This is a genomic window from Intrasporangium sp., assembly GCF_035280925.1.
Lineage (GTDB): Bacteria > Actinomycetota > Actinomycetes > Actinomycetales > Dermatophilaceae > Intrasporangium.
The window spans coordinates 1-16975 of the sequence record NZ_DATEEY010000002.1 but is presented as its reverse complement, the minus strand read 5'-3'; the positions used below and the strand labels follow the sequence as shown (position 1 = coordinate 16975).

At 70.6% G+C, this 16975-nt stretch carries 16 protein-coding genes; 10 read left to right on the top strand and 6 right to left on the bottom strand.

Annotation, left to right across the window (positions count from 1 at the left end; all coding sequences use genetic code 11):
* Positions 1–13: 13 nt before the first annotated feature.
* Positions 14–493, bottom strand: coding sequence for a GNAT family N-acetyltransferase (locus tag VJN29_RS00085; RefSeq protein WP_324141275.1), 480 nt, complete (start codon positions 491–493; stop codon positions 14–16).
* A 57-nt stretch (positions 494–550) separates the two neighbouring features.
* Entirely contained in the window at positions 551–2134 is a 1584-nt protein-coding gene (locus tag VJN29_RS00080) for a helix-turn-helix domain-containing protein (RefSeq protein ID WP_324141218.1), read from the bottom strand.
* A 106-nt stretch (positions 2135–2240) separates the two neighbouring features.
* Between VJN29_RS00080 and VJN29_RS00075 the strand changes: the two genes are divergently transcribed.
* Complete coding sequence (locus VJN29_RS00075; RefSeq protein ID WP_324141216.1) at positions 2241–3521, top strand: FAD-dependent oxidoreductase; 1281 nt, start codon at positions 2241–2243, stop codon at positions 3519–3521.
* Between the two features lie 118 nt (positions 3522–3639).
* Here the strand turns inward: VJN29_RS00075 and VJN29_RS00070 are convergent, their stop codons facing one another.
* Positions 3640–4098, bottom strand: coding sequence for a hypothetical protein (locus tag VJN29_RS00070; protein ID WP_324141214.1), 459 nt, complete (start codon positions 4096–4098; stop codon positions 3640–3642).
* Between the two features lie 171 nt (positions 4099–4269).
* Here VJN29_RS00070 and VJN29_RS00065 point away from each other — a divergent pair, with 171 nt between their 5' ends.
* Together VJN29_RS00065 and VJN29_RS00060 are read left to right on the top strand one after the other, a co-directional pair.
* On the top strand, positions 4270–5001 hold the full coding sequence (locus tag VJN29_RS00065; RefSeq protein ID WP_324141211.1) for a response regulator transcription factor: 732 nt from the start codon (positions 4270–4272) through the stop codon (positions 4999–5001).
* Positions 4991–6058, top strand: a complete 1068-nt coding sequence (locus VJN29_RS00060; RefSeq protein ID WP_324141209.1) for a HAMP domain-containing sensor histidine kinase — start codon at positions 4991–4993, stop codon at positions 6056–6058. Before VJN29_RS00065 ends, VJN29_RS00060 begins: the two co-directional genes overlap by 11 nt.
* Here the strand turns inward: VJN29_RS00060 and VJN29_RS00055 are convergent.
* Positions 6042–7799, bottom strand: a complete 1758-nt coding sequence (locus VJN29_RS00055; RefSeq protein WP_324141208.1) for an alpha-amylase family glycosyl hydrolase — start codon at positions 7797–7799, stop codon at positions 6042–6044. The genes VJN29_RS00060 and VJN29_RS00055 overlap by 17 nt on opposite strands.
* A gap of 128 nt (positions 7800–7927) precedes the next feature.
* Between VJN29_RS00055 and VJN29_RS00050 the strand changes: the two genes are divergently transcribed.
* Positions 7928–9109: a flavohemoglobin expression-modulating QEGLA motif protein gene (locus VJN29_RS00050; RefSeq protein ID WP_324141205.1), complete on the top strand. Its 1182-nt coding sequence runs from the start codon at positions 7928–7930 to the stop codon at positions 9107–9109.
* Entirely contained in the window at positions 9106–10104 is a 999-nt protein-coding gene (locus VJN29_RS00045) for a glutathione synthase (protein ID WP_324141203.1), read from the top strand. Before VJN29_RS00050 ends, VJN29_RS00045 begins: the two co-directional genes overlap by 4 nt.
* A gap of 12 nt (positions 10105–10116) precedes the next feature.
* Here VJN29_RS00045 and VJN29_RS00040 read toward each other — a convergent pair whose 3' ends face one another.
* On the bottom strand, positions 10117–11667 hold the full coding sequence (locus tag VJN29_RS00040) for an ATP-dependent DNA ligase (RefSeq protein WP_324141201.1): 1551 nt from the start codon (positions 11665–11667) through the stop codon (positions 10117–10119).
* A gap of 325 nt (positions 11668–11992) precedes the next feature.
* On the opposite strand from VJN29_RS00040, the gene VJN29_RS00035 reads away from it, so the two are divergent.
* From VJN29_RS00035 to VJN29_RS00015, 5 genes are read left to right on the top strand one after another with little or no spacing between them, the layout of a single operon-like run.
* Positions 11993–12784, top strand: a complete 792-nt coding sequence (locus VJN29_RS00035; protein ID WP_324141199.1) for an SDR family oxidoreductase — start codon at positions 11993–11995, stop codon at positions 12782–12784.
* Entirely contained in the window at positions 12781–13560 is a 780-nt protein-coding gene (gene fabG / locus VJN29_RS00030; protein WP_324141197.1) for a 3-oxoacyl-ACP reductase FabG, read from the top strand. Before VJN29_RS00035 ends, fabG begins: the two co-directional genes overlap by 4 nt.
* A gap of 5 nt (positions 13561–13565) precedes the next feature.
* Positions 13566–14018 (top strand): MaoC family dehydratase, encoded by a 453-nt coding sequence (locus VJN29_RS00025; RefSeq protein ID WP_324141273.1) that lies wholly within the window; start codon positions 13566–13568, stop codon positions 14016–14018.
* Positions 14015–15166: a phosphotransferase family protein gene (locus VJN29_RS00020; protein WP_324141195.1), complete on the top strand. Its 1152-nt coding sequence runs from the start codon at positions 14015–14017 to the stop codon at positions 15164–15166. Before VJN29_RS00025 ends, VJN29_RS00020 begins: the two co-directional genes overlap by 4 nt.
* Positions 15167–15176: 10 nt before the next feature.
* Positions 15177–16382 carry an acyl-CoA dehydrogenase family protein gene (locus VJN29_RS00015; RefSeq protein ID WP_324141193.1) on the top strand — a complete coding sequence of 402 codons (1206 nt, stop codon included), beginning with the start codon at positions 15177–15179 and terminating at the stop codon, positions 16380–16382.
* 92 nt (positions 16383–16474) lie between these two features.
* Here the strand turns inward: VJN29_RS00015 and VJN29_RS00010 are convergent.
* Positions 16475–16975 (bottom strand): hemerythrin domain-containing protein (locus VJN29_RS00010; RefSeq protein WP_324141191.1); only part of this gene is annotated, 501 nt, incomplete at its 5' end.

Below are 16975 nucleotides of genomic sequence, written 5' to 3'. Positions count from 1 at the left end.
CGACCCAGACGCGTCAGTCGACGAGCGGAGAGCGCCGCTCGACGAGGACGACGTCGCGCCAACGCCCGTCGAGCCGAGCGATTCGCCGCCGCACCCCCACCTCGCGGAAACCCGCACGGCGGTGCAGGGCCAGGCTGGCGGCGTTCTCGGGAAAGATTCCGGACTGGATCGTCCAGATGCCAGCTGCCTCAGTCGAGGCCACCACGGCGTCGAGCAGGGCGCGCCCGACGCCACGTCCCCGGGCGCGGGGATCGACGTAGACCGAGTGCTCGACGACGCCCGCATAGGCCTCCCGGGACGACACGGGCGTCACCGCGACCCAGCCGAGGACGACGCCGTCGTCATCGATCGCGACGAACCGGTGCCGGGGCATCCGGGTGGCGTCGAACTCGGCCCACGTGGGCGCCTCGGTCTCGAACGTCGCGAGCCGGTCGTCGATGCCCAGCTGGTAGATGCGAATGACCTCGTCGGCGTGGCGGGCCGTCAACGGCATGATCCGCACGGGACCCACAGTAGCGCCGAGGTCGGTGCCTGGACTCAGTGCCTGGACTCAGTGGCCGAGAGCCCGCAGCTCGAGTCTCGTCGCGAGGCGCGTCACCGGGTCGGTGAGGTCGAGGTCGACGATCTCGGGCAGCTTCTGCATCCGGTAGCGCAGCGTGTTGGGGTGCACATGGACCGATCTCGCGGCCGTTCGCGGGTCCCCGGGATGGTCGAGCCACGCGGCGAGGGTGGCCGCATAGGCCGTGCCGTGTTCCTCGTCGTGGGCGTGCAGGTTGGTCACGGGGCCGGCAGACCGGGCATTCCGTATGCCGCTCACCGCCCTCTCGCACGTCACCTCCGCCCAGGCCTCCTCCACCGGCACGGCGCTCCCACGGAGGCGGCCGGCGAGGGCGAGGCGGTGCACTTCCAGCGCCTCCTGACGGGAACGGGCGAGCTGGGGCAGATGGCGCACGGCGCTGCCCGCCGAGGCACGGACCGAAGGGCGGGTCTCGATGAGCTCGTCGATGGCGGCGCGCACCCAGTCCCAGGTGCCGGGGACCGCACGGGAGTCCTGGTTCTCGTCCGGACCCCCGTCGCGCACGAGGCCGACGACCACGTCGTCGAGGAGCGCGAGCAGGGGTCGACGCCAGCGCAGCCGTCGAGAGGCGGACTCCCACGCGAGCAGCTGGCTCTCCGGGTCGAGGTCGGGCTCGCCCGCCAGCACGACGACGCGCCAGGGCGGAGGTGGCAGCCACACCTCCGCCTCGGCCACATTGCCCGAGAGCAGGTCGCGCAACCGGTCAGCAGCGACCCGCCGGGACAGGTCCGCCTGCGAACGCAGTCGCAGCAGATGGAGCGCCACGACGGACGCCGTCTGCGTCAGGGACCGGATCGTCTCGGCGGGGGGTGGCTCGTCGACGACGGCCCAGATGGAGCCCAACCACTCGTCCGCGGCCCGGACCGGGATGACGAGCCGGGGCCGCAGCTCACTGTCCGCGGGGACGAAGAAGGGGTCGCTGGAGCGGGCCAGGCGCCGGAACACGCCCCGGCCGCGCAGACTCGTCAGAGTCGCGTCGGGAACCTTCCGGCCCACGATGGTGGACAGCCGGACCGGGTCCGCGACGTCCTGGCGGGACGAGTAGGCAAGGACGCGCGACTGGGTGTCCTCGATGGTGACCGGGGCCTCGACGAGGGCCGCGCACGCATCGGCGAGAGCGAACAGGTCGTCGTGGACGGGGCCGTCGCTGCCCGCTGCGGTTCCGGTCGCGGCGCGGTCCAGGATGCCTCGGAGCAGCCACACGACGTGAGCCCAGGACGCGTGGTCGGCGAGCTCGACCAGGGGCACGCCAAGGCGGTTCGCGGCCCCGCGGACGTCCCTCCGACGGGCCAGGCTGCGTCGGACGACGACACCTCCGCTCCCGACCCTGCGGGCCGCCTCGACCAGCTCGATCCCTGCTTCCGGAGACTCGATGCCCACGCCGAGCAGGAGGTCGCCCGTCTGGCCGAAGACGCCGGCGCCGGGCTCGGCCAGCGTGATGTCGTCGACCTCAGGGCCGGGAGCGTCCACGGCGAGTCGGAGCAGTCCGCCGCCGAGCGCCCCGACGACGTCGCCGAGCGAGAGACCACGAGGACTGGTTGCCTTGGCGTCGCGCATGGCTCCATGATCGACGCCCGAGTGGTGCTCCGGCAACAGCCCTTGGGGACACCTTTGTGACCACGCCACCATGGGTCTGCCTCCGGGATGCAGAACCATTGGAGGTATGGCTTCCGTCACTCCCTCCGGTCCTCCCGTCCCCGTGTCGAACCCACAGCGTGTCGCCGTGGTCGGCGCCGGGATGGTCGGCCTCGCCACCGCCTGGTTCCTCCAGGAGCGCGGCGTCGAGGTCACCGTCATCGAGCGCGACGGCGTGGCCGCCGGCTCCTCCTGGGGCAACGCCGGCTGGCTCACCCCCGGCATCGCGACTCCGCTGCCCGAACCGGCCGTCCTCAAGTACGGCCTCCGGGCCGTCCTCAGCCCGAGCTCGCCCGTCTACGTGCCGCCCAGTGCGAACGCGAACTTCCTCAAGTTCGTCGCCGGGTTCACGCGCCACTCGACGATGAAGGCGTGGAAGAAGGCGATGGGCTCGCTCGTGCCGATCAACGACCTGTCGCTGGCGAGCTTCGACCTGCTCAAGGCCGGCGGCGTCGACGCCGACACCTTCGAGGCGAAGTCCTTCACGGCCGCCTACCGCACGGCCGAGGAGCGGACGACCCTCCTCGCGGAGATCGAGCACATCCACGCCCAGGGTGGCGACATCACCTTCGACGTCCTCACCGGGGACGAGGCCCGCGCGATCGAGCCGGCACTCTCCGACGCCATCGGCGCGGCGATCGTGCTCCACGGCCAGCGCTTCATCAACCCCGGCGCCTACGTCGCTGCCCTCGCTGACGCGGTGATCGCCCGGGGCGGGAAGATGCTCATCGGCGGCGCCGTGACCGGCGTCCGCGACACCGGGCGTGGCGTCGTCGTCGAGACCGAGACCGGCGCGGCCGAGGAGTACGACCAGCTCGTCATCGCGTCCGGCGCCTGGCTGGGCCAGCTCGCCCGCCCGTTCGGTGTCAAGCAGGTCGTCCAGGCGGGTCGTGGCTACTCGTTCTCCGTGGAGGTCGAGGACCTGCCGAACGGCCCCATGTACTTCCCGGCCGCACGCGTCGCCTGCACCCCCGTCGGCGACCGGCTCCGAGTCGCGGGCATGATGGAGTTCCGCCAGCCCGAGGCCGCACTTGACCGGCGGCGGGTCAAGGCCATCGTCGAGAGCGCCCGCCCGCTCCTCAAGGGAGCGGACCTCGACCACCGCCAGGACGAGTGGGTCGGCTCCCGCCCCTGCACCGTCGACGGCCTCCCGCTCATCGGTGCGACCGGGTCCCCGCGCGTCTTCGTCGCGGGTGGTCACGGCATGTGGGGCATCACCCTCGGACCGGTCACCGGCCGCCTCCTCGCCGAGCAGATGGTGACCGGGGAGACCCCCGCCGAGCTGCGCCCGTTCAACCCCCTGCGCTGATCCCGCGTCCAGCAGCCCGCCCGGGGTTCGTGCCCGGGCGGGAGGGCTGGGACGTCAGGTCCGTGCGGACGGAGCTCAGCGGCATACGGCATGGGCCTTGTTCGTCCCGCAGGCGAGCTCAGGACTGGCTGGCAGGGACCTTGTTGACCGTGCAGACGAACCACTTGACCACGCCGTTGTCCACCGCATCGCCGGCGCTGATGGCGGCCATCACCTCGTCGAGGGCGTCGAGCACCCCGTCGTGGTCGAGGTCGCCCGAGGCCAGTGCGGCGTCGTACCCGTTGGGCAGTGAGACCGCATGGACCTGCCAGCGCCCGCCGTTGAAGTCGCGGTAGCCGGGGGCACTCTCGGCGACGCTCCGCTGCACACCGCCGAAGTCGTAGATCGAGTCGAAGCTGTGGTCGGGGGCACCAGTGCCGGAGAGGTCTGTCGGCGTGGCCACGGTGCGGTAGAGGACGTGGTCGACGTAGAACGCGGGACCGCTGACGCCGGCGCTCGCCTGGCCTGCACCGCCGATCACGACGCCTGCCGTGGCCGCGAGGGCGGCCGTTGTGCCGAGGATTCGCTTGATGTGCATTCGATTTCACCTCCGTTGAGCCAGCCGGTCGGCTGGACCCTTCGATTCAACGGCGGTGTGTTCGCTGACTCCATGATCGCGTCGTTACCCGGTCCTTACGGGGTCGTGACGTGGATCCCGAGGGCCACCTGAGGCGCCTCCCGGCGGCGGGTGCAGCCCTATCCTGAGGTCGTGCCTCGGGTGCTCGTGATCGACGACGACTCGACGGTCGCCGGAGTCGTGGCCGCCTACCTCGAGCGCGCCGGCATGGACGTCGATGTCGTCGGCGACGGCGTCGCCGGACTGGCGGTCGCCCGGGACCACCGACCCGACATCGTCCTGCTCGACCTCATGCTGCCCGGCCCCGATGGGCTCGAGGTGTGCCGGCAGCTGCGCCTCGTCCATCCCGGGCTGCCGGTCATCATGGTCACCGCCCGCGGTGAGGAGCCCGACCGGGTCCTCGGCCTCCAGATCGGCGCGGACGACTACGTGACGAAGCCGTTCAGCCCCCGCGAGCTCGTCCTGCGCGTCCAGTCGCTGCTCCGACGCGTCGACCTCGGTGGAGACGCCGACGTGGGGCGGGCCCAGCCGCCGGAGCGCCCCACTGAGCTCGTCGACGGCGACCTCGCCATCGACCGTGCGGGGCACCGCGTGCGTCTCGACGGGCGCGAGCTGTCGCTGACGACGAGGGAGTTCGACCTGCTGACCTGGATGGTCAGCCACTCCGGCCAGGTCTTCACCCGGGCAGAGCTGATGTCCTCGGTCTGGGGCTGGGAGTTCGGGGACGAGTCGACGGTCACCGTCCACGTCCGCCGGGTCCGCGAGAAGGTCGAGGCCAACCCCGGCAGGCCTCGCCGCCTGGTCACCGTCTTCGGCGTCGGCTACCGGTGGGATGCGACACAGGATGGCTCCGGTGGGGGCTGAGCTCCAGGCCGTTCTGGTGTCGGCCGGCGTCAGCACGCTCGTCGGTGTTGCCGGCGCCTGGCTCGTCCTCCTGCTGACGCGGCGGCCCTCCGTCCGGGTTGCCGTGTGGGCGGCTCTGGCAGCGCCGGTTGTCGTCGTGCTCTCGGTGGCTGCGGGGATCTACGCCGGCGCCAGGGCGATGCTGCTCAGCGAGCACGACTCGCGGGTCGTCCTGCTCGGTCTGCTCGCCACGGTGCCGGTCGCCCTCGTGACCGGTTGGGTCATCGCGCGGCACGTCCAGCGACTCGGCCGCCAGATGGCCGACGCGGAGGCCGACCGCCTGCGGGAAGTCGAGGTCGAGGAGCGGCGGCGCGAGCTCGTCGCGTGGATCTCGCACGACTTGCGCAGCCCACTTGCCGGGATGCGCGCGATCACCGATGCTCTCGAGGACGGGGTGGTGACAGACGTCCCTCGCGCGTACGGCCGACTGCGGCAGGACATCGGTCGGATGGGCGACATGGTGGATGACCTGCTCCAGCTCTCGCGCATCCACGCCGGCCAGGCGGGGCGCAACCGAACTCCCGTGTCCCTCGGGGACGTCGTCTCGGACGTCGTCGCGGCGGCGCGACCAGCTGCCGAGGCGGCCGGCGTGACGGTCAGCGGCAGCGCCGGGCCGTCGTCCGATGTCACGATCCGCGTCGATGTGCAGGAGATGACGCGGGTCGTCGACAACCTCGTCACCAACGCCGTTCACCACACGCCAGGGGGTGGTCGCGTCGATGTCGCCCTGGACGGCTCGCCCACCGAGGCCGTCATCACCGTCGACGACGCCTGCGGTGGAATCCCGGAGGACGTCCTCGAGCGGGTCTTCGACGCCGGGTTCCGTGGGACCCAGGCACGCTCTCCAGACGCGGGCGGAGGGGCAGGGCTGGGTCTGGCCATCGTCCGGGGCCTCGTCGAGGCGCACGGCGGGACGGTCGGCGTACGCAACATGGGGTCTGGCTGTCGGTTCGAGGTCCGGCTGCCCCGGACCGACGGCACGCCCCGCTCCGCGCCGCGGACTACCGCGCCGGACTGAGCACGACGAGTGTGTAGGGCCCGACGGAGATACTCGCCCTCGCGGGCTGGCCGTTGAGCGGCGTGTTGGCGGCGTCGACATCGAGGGTCGTGTGCCCGCCGAAGAGTGCGCTGTAGGTCGAGGCGTCCGAGTTGAAGCGCACGGCCCAGCGGCCGGGGCGGGGCAGCCCGATGGTGAGGTCGCGGGCGTCGGTGCTCGCGTTGACGACGACGGCGACCGGCTCGGAGTCGGTCGATCGCAGCCAGGCGATGGTCTTCCCTGCGTCGTCGAGGTGGGCCAGCGCGGTGTGGGGGCCGGTGAGACCCGCCGTGGTGCCGGTCAGGTTGCGCCGCAGCACGACGAGGTCGCGGACGAGCCGCACGATGTCGCGGAACGCTTCGGCACGCTCCCAGTCGAGTGGCACGGAGTCCCGGAACCACTCGTCCTCGAGGAACTCCTGACCCTGGAAGAGCATCGGGATGCCGGGGCTCGTCAGCGCGATCGCCGTGGCGAGCGTGGCCCGCTTCTGCGCCGGCCAGGCGGACGGGTTGGCGCCATCGATCTCCTGGGGTACGCGAAGCTTCCCGTTCGCGACCTCATCATGACTCTCGGAGTAGATGACACGGTCCCATGGGTCCCCCTGCGCCACAATGATGCCCGCGAGCGCCTGCATGGAGCGCGCCGCGTCGTCGGGTGTCGTGACCAAGGCGCGCAGGGTGTGGACGAAGCCGGCGTCCCACTGGGCGTTGAAGGCCGCGCCCTCCGTCGAGGTCAGCGTGGGATCGTTCTGGAGGTCCTCGGCGATGAGGATCCTGCTCGGCAGCTCACTTCGGATCGCGGTGTTGATGTCGCGCATGAGCGCCCAGCCTTCGGGGATCTCGGTGCCGATGCCGCTCACGGTGCGGATGTAGAGGGTGGCGTCGAAGCGCAGCCCGTCCATGTGGTACTCCTCGATCCACATGCGGGCATTGTCCCGGCAGTACTGGCGGACCTCCTCACGGCCGTAGTCCGGGCGTGTGTCGCCCCACGGCGTCTGCGACCGGTGGTCCTGGTAGAAGTAGATCCCGCCCTTGCCGTTCTCCGAGTAGCCGTCGAACCGCCACAGGGACAGGTCACTCGGGCCGAAGTGGTTGAGGACGACGTCGACGATGACCGCGATGCCCTGTTTGTGTGCCTCACGGACGAACTTCTTGAGGTGGTCCGGTCCGCCGTAGCTCGACTCGACGGTGAACGGGTGGGCCGGGTTGTAGCCCCAGGAGTAGTCGCCCGCGAACTCCGCCACGGGCATGAGCTCGATCGCGTTGATACCCAAGCTCTTCAGGTATCCCAGACGACTCGCCATGGTCGCGAGGTCCCCCGGTTCGCCCTCCTCCGCGACGAACGAGCCGATGTGCGTCTCGTAGATGACGAGCTCGTTGTGGTTCGGAGTGGTGAACGAATCGCCTTCCCAGTCAAAGGCGTTCGGATCATAGATGATTCCGTTGCCCACTGAGTTCGTCACCGCACGTGCGCGTGGGTCGATCCGGTGGAGCTGCTCGCCGTTGGTCGTGATGACGTACTTGTACTCGTCGCCCGGCCGCGCGCCCTCGACCTCTCCGTACCAGTGGCCGCCGTCCTCCCGCTCGAGCACGTCGCGATCCGTCGACCACGCGTTGAAGCCTCCCGTCACGGCGACCCGCTCGGCATTGGGCGCCCACACCCGAAAGGCAGTCCGTCCCTCGAGCGGAATTGAGCCCATCCCAGTCACGCGTGGCTGGCTCACGGGTTCTCCTCGTGGGGTCGGGGGTGGCAAGGTCCCGAGCCTATAGCCGTATGCCGCTGGGCTCGCTTCCACGTGAATGTGTCCACTCGCTGGTGTTGCCCATTGCTTCTCCGGGGTACGTCTGCAGCGTGTCAGTACGAACCGAGCCGCTCTCGTCCGCCGCTCAGGTCGATGCGCGTCTCACGGAGATCGAGCGCAGCGTGGACCTGCTGCTCAACGTCACGCCGGTCAATGCGGCGGAGGCGTGGGCTGACTTCGAGCGAAGCGATTTCGGGACGGCGCCGACCCTGCGGCTGCGGCCGCTGGAGTTCGACCCGGATCTCGTGCGCCGCGACCTCTACAACCTCGAGATCGAGGACATCACCGACCCCGCCCTGCACAGTCTCTTCCGGACCAAGCGGGACGAGATCGCCCGTATGGTCACCGCCCTCGAGGATCGTGACACCTCTCGGTTCGTGTACGGGACGCTGCAGCTCTACGGAGGTGTCACCGCGCCCCTCGCACGGGCTGCGGAGGAGCTGCTCGAGACCATCCCGCCCCAGGCGCCCAGCACGCAGACCGTGACGGCGGGGGTGTTCGCTGAAGCAGCACGTGAGGAGCTCGAGCGATACCGGGCCGTGCATCCGGAGCTCCCGATCAGCGTCGAGGTGCGCGACGACGTCTCCGAGCTGATGGTGTCGTTCGGTCAGCTGCTCATCCCCGAAACCGCGGCCATCAGGTCGGATCGCGTGCAGCCGTTGCTGCACCACGAGATCGGCACCCATGTCATCACCTACCAGAACGGCGCCAGGCAACCGCTGCAGCTGCTGACCATCGGACTGCCCGGCTACGACGAGACGCAGGAGGGGCTGGCCCTGCTGGCGGAGTACCTGACCGGAGGCCTGGACCCGCGACGCCTGCGCGTGCTCGCGGGGCGCGTCGTGGCCGTGGAGCAGCTGCTCGACGGCGCCGAGTTCCTCGACCTCTTCGAGTCGCTGCGCACCGACTACCGGATCCCGACGAGGACGGCGTGGTCCATTGCCATCCGGGTCTTCGTCGGGGGCGGGAACGTCAAGGACGCGATCTACCTTCGCGGTATCTCTCGCATCCTCGACCTCCTTGCGGAAGGCGGGAGCCTCGATCCGCTCTTCGTCGGAAAGCTTGCCCTGGACCACATCCCGCTGATCCAGGAGCTGCTCGAGCGCGAGGTGCTCCACCCACCGTGGGTCCGTCCACGGTGGCTGGACGTGCCCGGCGCGCCGGAGCGCCTGGACAGGCTGCGCGCTGGAGCGTCGGTCATGGACCTGTACGAGGGAGAGGAAGCGGCATGAGGATTGCGTTCTTCGTCAAGGACGTCGACACCGAGGTGGACGAGTACACGACGACGCGGTTGGCGCGGGCGGCGTGCCGCAGCGGGCACGAGGTCTGGTACATCGGAGTCGGCGACGTCGAGCTGGGGGAGGGCGACGGGCAGCTCCTCGCGCGGGCTCGGCGTGCGGACTTCGACGAGGGCGACACGCTGGCGACGTTGATGGAGCGGATCAAGGAGCGCGACGCCGAACGAATCGTCATGGAAGACCTCGATGCCCTCTTCCTGCGCAACGAGTCCATCGACGACCTGCAGGAGCGGCCATGGGCGAGCCCCTTGGGCCCCGTCTTCGGCCAGATGCTCAAGGCTCGGGGCGTCACCGTGGTGAACGACCCGATGTCCCTCATCCGAGCGACGAGCAAGCTCTACCTGGAGGAGTTCCCGGAGAAGATCCGACCGCGGTCGCTCGTGACCCGAGACCCCCAGGCGATCGAGAGGTTCGTGGCCAAGGTCGGTCACTCCGTCGTCAAGCCGCTCTACGGGGGCAAGGGCCGCAACGTGTTCATGATCGAGGACGAGAGCGAGACGAACCTTCCCCAGATGACCGAGGCGGTGCTGCAGGACGGTTACGCCCTGGCCCAGGAGTTCGTCGACGGTGGTGAGAACGGGGATGTCCGCATCTTCCTGCTCGATGGGCACATCCTTGAACGCGACGGCCAGCTGGCCGCCTTCCGGCGGGTACCGACGGGCAACGACCCACGAGCGAACATCAGCGTCGGCGGACGCTCCGTCCCTGTCGGCGCCGACGACGTGGAGCTCAGCGTGGTCGAAGCAATGACCGACAAGCTGGTGGCAGATGGCATGTTCTTCGTGGGCATCGACGTGATCGGCGACAAGGTCGTGGAGATCAACGCGGAGAGCGCGGGCGGCATGCAGAGCGTCGAGAGGCTCTACGACGTCGACGTCTGCCCGACGGTCATCGATGCCTTGGAGCGACGGGTCGGCTCACGGCCCTGAGCTGCCAGGCGGTCACCAGCCGGCGAGCTGGCGGACCGTCTGGACCGTGTCGATCTCCTCGACGGGCTTGTCGTCGCGGTAGCGCAGGACCCGCGCGAACCGCAGCGCCATCCCGCCCGGGTAGCGGCTGGACCGCTGCACCCCGTCGAACGCGATCTCGACGACCTGCTCAGGACGGAGCTGCACGGCCCACTCGCTCGAGTCGGGCTCGTCGACGGCCAGCTCGCGGAACCGCTCCGTCTGCCACCGCAGCATCTCGTCGGTCATGCCCTTGAAGGTCTTGCCGAGCATGACGAGCTCACCGGTCTCTGCGTCGCGAGCGCCGAGGTGGATGTTGGACAGCCAGCCCCGCCGCCGACCGCTGCCCCACTCGACGGCAAGAACGACCAGGTCCAGGGTGTGCCGAGGCTTGACCTTGACCCACCCCTGTCCGCGTCGCCCGGCCGCATAGGGAAGCGTGGGGTCCTTGACGATGACCCCCTCGTGTCCCGCCCGGACGACGTCGTCGAAGAAGGCCTGCGCCTCGCCGGGGTCTGCGGTGAGAAGCCGCGCCGGCAGCCATGCGCCGGGGACGGTCTGGGCGAGCCGGTCCCAGCGGTCCGTGGCCGTGTGGTCCAGCAGGTCCTCTCCGTCGATGTGCATGAGGTCGAAGAAGTACGGCGTCAGCGGGACCTCGTCGCGCAGGCTCTCGGGGTCGGCGCTGCTGGCTGTGCGAGCACCGGTGACCTGGAACGGCTCAGGCCGCCCGTCCTCACGGAGGGCGATGACCTCCCCGTCCAGCACGGCGCTCTCGACGTCGAGGGCGGCCAGGGCCTCGACGATGTCCGGCAGGCGGTCCGTCGCGTCCTCCAGCGTCCGAGTGAAGAGGCGGACGTCTCCGTGGTCGACGTGAGCCTGCAGTCGTATGCCGTCCAGCTTGGTCTCGACGAGGACCTCGCCTCCCAGCCCGGCCAGGGCCGCAGGCACGTCGGGTGCCGAGCCTGCCAGCATCGGCCGGAGCGGGCGGCCGACCTCGAGCCTCAGGCCGTCCAGTGCCTCGACCCCGCCGTCGAGTGCGGCCCGGGCGACCGGCCCGGCGTGCCCGGCCAGCATCACCGCCCGGCGCACCGTGGCGTCGGGGACTCCGGAGGCCTTCGCGATGGCCTGGAGCATGACCCCGTCACCGGCACCCTGCCGGGTCTCACCGGTCATGAGGCCGCGCAACCACTGCTGCTCCTCGGCCGTCGCCCGCTCGAAGAGCGCTCGGACCAAGGCGGAGCGGCGCGCCGCGGAACCCGTGCCGCTGACCTGCGCCAGCTCGGTGGCCGCGGCATGCACCTCGAGGACGGAGAGGGTCGAGGTCGCGGCGGGGTCCGGCAGTGAGCGGAGGCCGCGCCAGCTGACGCCCAGGCGGCGCTGGGGTAGGACGCCCGCGAGGTGGGCCGCCACGACCTCGACGGTCTCGGGCCCGTCGTCCGCGGCGCGCCTCAGGCAGGCCGCCAAGGCGTCGACCTTCGCGGTGCGGGACGAGGTGCTCGCGACGGTGCGCGAGGTGGCGACGACATCGGACAGAGACAGCGGCATGAGTCGATCCTGCACCAGACAACCCGGCGCGGACCGCACACTCGACGAGCGGGTGACCCAGTCCTGGTCGAGTGTGCAGTAGATGCCCGTGGCGCGGACTGCACACTCGACGAAGGTGGCGCTCGGACCGCGCACTCGACGAGCGGGTGGCCCAGTCCCGGTCGAGTGTGCAGTTGCCAGCGGCGCGGACTGAGCACTCGACGAAGGTGGCGGCGCGGACTGCGCTCGAAGCAGCGAGGCGGGACTTGACGTCCGTGCTGGGACGCGCCAAGGTAAGCAAGCGCTTAGTCAGCGCCGCAGCAACCATCAGCCCCGGAGGAGTGCCGTGCCAGACCCCACCACGATCCGCACCGCCGTGGTCACTGGCGCGGCCCGCGGCATCGGGGCGGCCATCGCAGAGCGGCTCGTCGCCGAGGGGATCCGGGTCGTCGTCAACGATGTTGATGAGGCCGTCCTGGCCCAGACGGCCGCGGCGATCGGGGCCGTGCCCCTCGCCGGTGACGCGGCGTCGACCGATGGTGTCGACCGTCTCGTGGCGGCAGCGCTCCAGGAGTTCGAGGACGAGGGTGGCATCGACCTCTTCGTCGCGAACGCCGGCATCACGTCCGGTGTGGGCCTCGAGGCCTCTGACGCCGACTGGGCCCGCCTGCTCGAGGTCAACCTCATGGCCCAGGTCCGCGCCGCGCGCCGGCTCGTGCCGATGTGGCTCGAGTCGGGCGGCGGCCGTCTCGTCCTCACTGCCTCCGCGGCCGGTCTGCTGACGATGCTCGGCGACCTGCCCTACTCCGTGACCAAGCACGGGTCCGTCGCCCTGGCCGAATGGCTCGCCGCGACCTACCGGCACCGCGGGATCATCGTCCAGGCGGTCTGCCCGCTCGGCGTCGACACCCGGATCCTCGAGCAGGCCGGCCCCCTCAAGGACCTGCTGACTCGTGACGGCACACTGAGTCCGGAGGACGTCGCGGAGGCCGTGTGGCAGGGGCTGCACGGCGAGTCGGTGCACATCCTCCCGCACCCCAGCGTGCGCCAGTACTACGCCGGACGCGCGGCCGACCCGGACGCGTGGCTCGGTGGAATGAGCAAGATCCAGCAACGACTCGAGAGGGCCAGCACATGAGCGACCAGTCGCAGCAGACCGACCAGACCCCCAGGACCGCGATCGTGACCGGCGCCGCGCGCGGCATCGGCGCTGCGGTGGCGAGGCGCCTGGCCAGTGACGGCCTTCAGGTGGCCGTGCTCGACCTCGACGAGAACGCCTGCAAGGCAGTGGTGTCGGAGATCGCGGCGGCTGGTGGCAAGGCGCTGGCCGTGGGCGTGGACGTGTCCGATGAGGCGGCGGTCGAGGCCGCTGTCGAACGGGTCGCCACCGAGCTGGGCGCCCCGACGGTGCTGGTCAACAACGCTGGCATCATCCGCGACAACATGCTCTTCAAGATGACCGTGGACGACTGGGACGCGGTCATGGGTGTCCACCTGCGCGGTTCGTTCCTCATGTCGCGCGCCTGCCAGAAGTACATGGTCGACGCGAAGTTCGGCCGGATCGTCAACCTGTCGTCGACCTCGGCCCTGGGCAACCGTGGGCAGGTCAACTACTCGGCGGCCAAGGCGGGTCTGCAGGGCTTCACCAAGACGCTGGCGATCGAGCTGGGCAAGTTCGGGGTCACGGCCAACGCGATCGCGCCCGGGTTCATCGCCACCGACATGACGAGGGCGACGGCCGAGCGGATGGGCATCACGTTCGAGCAGTTCCTCGAGGGCGCCGCGAAGGAGATCCCGGTCGGCCGGGCCGGCCAGCCGGACGACATCGCGGCGACGGCCTCGTTCCTCGTCCGCGAGGAGGCGGGCTACGTGTCCGGCCAGGTGATCTACGTCGCCGGCGGACCGAAGGACTGATCGTGGTGCGCACCTTCGACGGTCTTGACCAGCTCGGCGCGGCGGTCGGCGAGCAGCTGGGGCAGAGTGACTGGCACGAGATCACCCAGGAGCAGGTCAACCTGTTTGCCGAGGCGACCGGTGACCACCAGTGGATCCATGTCGACCCGGAGCGGGCCAAGGACGGCCCGTTCGGGCAGACCATCGCGCACGGCTACCTGACCCTCTCGCTGCTGCCGGTCCTCGTCGCGGAGATCTACCGAGTCGAGGGCGTGGCGATGGGCCTGAACTACGGGACGAACAAGGTCCGGTTCCCGGCTCCGGTCCCGGTCGGCTCCAAGGTGCGGGCCTTGGCCCAGCTGGTCGAGCTGACGCCCAGCGCGATCGGCACCCAGGCGGTCGTCCGGGTGACCATCGAGATCGAGGGCGGCGGCAAGCCGGCCTGTGTCGCCGACGTCGCGTGGGTCTACGTGCAATGACCCAGCCGACCCAGCCGACCCAGCCGACCCAGCCGACCCAGCCGACCCAGCCGACCCAGCCGACCCAGCCACCCGCGCAAGGCGACTCGGCCGGGGAAGCGAGCCCAGCGGCATACGGCCAAGAAGACCCGACCGGGCTCCCCCTGGACCCGTTGCGGGCCTTCCTCGCCGAGCACGTTCCGGGCCTGCTGGAGGGCCCCCTCACGGCACGGCTGATCGCGGGGGGCAAGTCGAACCTGACGTACGTGGTCGGCGACGGGCACCGCGAGGTGATCGTGCGCCGGCCCCCGCTCGGGCACGTCCTCGCGACCGCGCACGACATGGTCCGCGAGCACCGGGTCATCTCGGCGCTGCGCGACACCGACGTCCCCGTCCCGGAGACGTATGCCGTGTGCCCGGGTGACGGGGTGATCGGCGCGCCGTTCTACGTGATGGAGCTCGCCCCCGGCACGCCCTACCGGCTCGCGGCGGAGCTCGAGGCGCTCGGCCCGGAGCGGACGCGGGCGATCTCCGAGCGGATGGTCGACACCCTCGTCGCGCTCCACGCGGTCGACCCGGAGGCCGTCGGGTTGGGCGACTTCGGGCGGCCGCAGGGGTTCCTCGAGCGGCAGGTGCGGCGCTGGAAGCAGCAGCTCGACGGGTCGCGCAGCCGAGAGGTCGCCGGGATCGACGAGCTGCACGCGTGGCTGGCCGGCAACGTCCCGCCGGAGTCGCCGCCGGCGATCGTGCACGGCGACTTCCGCCTCGACAACCTGCTCATCGACACGCACGACGGGGACGACCGCGTCACCGCGGTGCTCGACTGGGAGATGGCCACGCTCGGCGACCCGCTCACCGACGTCGGGCTGCTGCAGGTCTACCAGGCCCTGTCCGGGATGGGCGGCGGCGCGGGGGTGTCGGACGTCGCCCTCGCGCCCGGGTGGCTCGGCCCCGAGGAGATTCGCGACCGGTATGCCGCCGGATCGGGTCGCGACCTGGGCGAGCTGTCGTTCCACCTCGGGCTGGCCTACTTCAAGCTGGCCGTCATCCTCGAGGGCATCCACTACCGGTACACGCACGGCCAGACGGTGGGGGAGGGCTTCGCCTCGATCGGCGCCGCCGTCGAGCCGCTCGTCGCCGCCGGCCTGGCCGCGGTCAAGGACCAGTGAAGGGACACGTATGGACTTCGCACTGTCGCCGAAGGCGGAGGAGCTGTCCGCTCGCATGTGGGACTTCATGCGCGAGGAGGTGTTCCCCGCCGAGGGCGAGTACTACCGCCACCTCGCCGAGCACGGGCAGTACGCGCTGCCGCCCGTCGTCGAGCGGCTCAAGGAGTCGGCGCGCCGGCGGGGCCTGTGGAACCTGTTCCTGCCGGCCGAGTCGGGCCTGTCGAACGTCGACTACGCGGCCCTGGCGGAGATCTCGGGGTGGTCGCCGGTCATCGCGCCGGAGGCGATCAACTGCCAGGCCCCGGACACCGGGAACATGGAGGTGCTGCACATGTTCGGCACCGACGAGCAGAAGCAGCGCTGGCTCGAGCCGCTGCTGGCGGGCGAGATCCGGTCGGCGTTCTCGATGACCGAGCCGGACGTGGCGTCGTCGGACGCGACGAACATCCAGACGGTGATCCGCCGCGAGGGCGACGAGTACGTCATCAACGGGCGCAAGTGGTGGAGCAGCGGCGCGATGGACGAGCGGTGCCAGGTCTTCATCGTCATGGGCAAGACCGAGCCGAGCGCCGACACGCACCGCCAGCAGTCGATGGTCCTCGTGCCACGAGACACGCCCGGGCTGACCATCGAGCGGGACCTGTCGATCTTCGGCTACCACGACCAGCACGGCCACGCCGAGATCGTCTTCCGTGACGTGCGGGTGCCGGTCGCGAATCTCATTGCGGGAGAGGGCGATGGGTTCATGATCGCGCAGGCTCGCCTCGGCCCGGGCCGGATCCACCACGCGATGCGGGCCATCGGCATGGCCGAGCGGGCCCTCGCCCTGATGGTCGACCGGGCGAGGTCGCGCGTCGCGTTCGGCGAGCACCTGTCGAGCATGGGCGTCGTGCAGGAGCTGATCGCGCAGTCCCGGATCGAGATCGACATGGCCCGCCTCTACGTCTACAAGACGGCCTGGCTCATCGACCAGCACGGCGCCAAGGGCGCCCGCACCGAGATCTCCGGGATCAAGGTCGCCGCACCGGCCATGGCCACCCGGGTCGTGGACCGCGCCATCGAGGTCTTCGGAGCAGCCGGCGTCTCCCAGGACACCCCGCTCGCCTACTTCTACGCGTGGGCACGGGTGCTGCGCATCGTCGACGGCCCCGATGCCGTGCACCGCCGCACCATCGCCCGCCACGAGCTGAAGCGAACGCCGCCCTTCGTCGGCTGAGCCGGCCCTGCGGCATACGGATCATGCCGTATGCCGCTGAGCCGGCTTCCGTGGCCACGTGGCCGTCTGCGTGGGGCGGGCGGCAGTGCCGGTCAGTGGGCGTGGCCCTGGCCACCGGCCTCCTTTGCCGTGACCTCCTCCATCTGTTCGAACATCTCCTGCGCCTGCTCGGCCGTCAGGGTCCGGTCGAGCAGCGGCAGGTACACCTCCTCCTCCTTGGCGAAGTGGAGCCCGACGATGCCGTTGAGCGAGTAGAGGACCCGGCGCAGCTCGTGCTGGTCGGGCGCGGCGAGGTTGCCCTTCTCGAGCTTGCCGCCGAGCTTGCCCAGCTCGTCGGTCAGCGTGCCGACCTCCTGGTGGTCGCGTCGCATCGTGTCGGTCGCGTGGGTCTTGCCGTTGGTGCCGACCAGCTCGTCGACCTTGGCGTAGAGGACCTTGTCCTCCGCGACGGCGTGCGGGATGAGGTGCTCAGTCAGGAAGACGTAGGAGGCGTGGACATTCTCCTGCTGTTCGGCGAGGCTCGCCTCCCCGACCGCGTCACCGGCCGCGGCGAGTCCGTCGATGTGCGGGATGAGCTCCTTGTGCTCGTCGCG

What these genes read in the sequence shown, in the direction of transcription:
- VJN29_RS00015 (WP_324141193.1), top strand. Translation starts at nt 15,177, where the DNA reads ATGGACTTCGCACTGTCGCCGAAGGCGGAGGAGCTGTCCGCTCGCATG.
- VJN29_RS00040 (WP_324141201.1), bottom strand. Translation starts at nt 11,667, where the DNA reads ATGCCGCTGTCTCTGTCCGATGTCGTCGCCACCTCGCGCACCGTCGCG.
- fabG (WP_324141197.1), top strand. Translation starts at nt 12,781, where the DNA reads ATGAGCGACCAGTCGCAGCAGACCGACCAGACCCCCAGGACCGCGATC.
- VJN29_RS00085 (WP_324141275.1), bottom strand. Translation starts at nt 493, where the DNA reads ATGCCGTTGACGGCCCGCCACGCCGACGAGGTCATTCGCATCTACCAG.
- VJN29_RS00020 (WP_324141195.1), top strand. Translation starts at nt 14,015, where the DNA reads ATGACCCAGCCGACCCAGCCGACCCAGCCGACCCAGCCGACCCAGCCG.
- VJN29_RS00080 (WP_324141218.1), bottom strand. Translation starts at nt 2,134, where the DNA reads ATGCGCGACGCCAAGGCAACCAGTCCTCGTGGTCTCTCGCTCGGCGAC.
- VJN29_RS00045 (WP_324141203.1), top strand. Translation starts at nt 9,106, where the DNA reads ATGAGGATTGCGTTCTTCGTCAAGGACGTCGACACCGAGGTGGACGAG.
- VJN29_RS00075 (WP_324141216.1), top strand. Translation starts at nt 2,241, where the DNA reads ATGGCTTCCGTCACTCCCTCCGGTCCTCCCGTCCCCGTGTCGAACCCA.
- VJN29_RS00070 (WP_324141214.1), bottom strand. Translation starts at nt 4,098, where the DNA reads ATGCACATCAAGCGAATCCTCGGCACAACGGCCGCCCTCGCGGCCACG.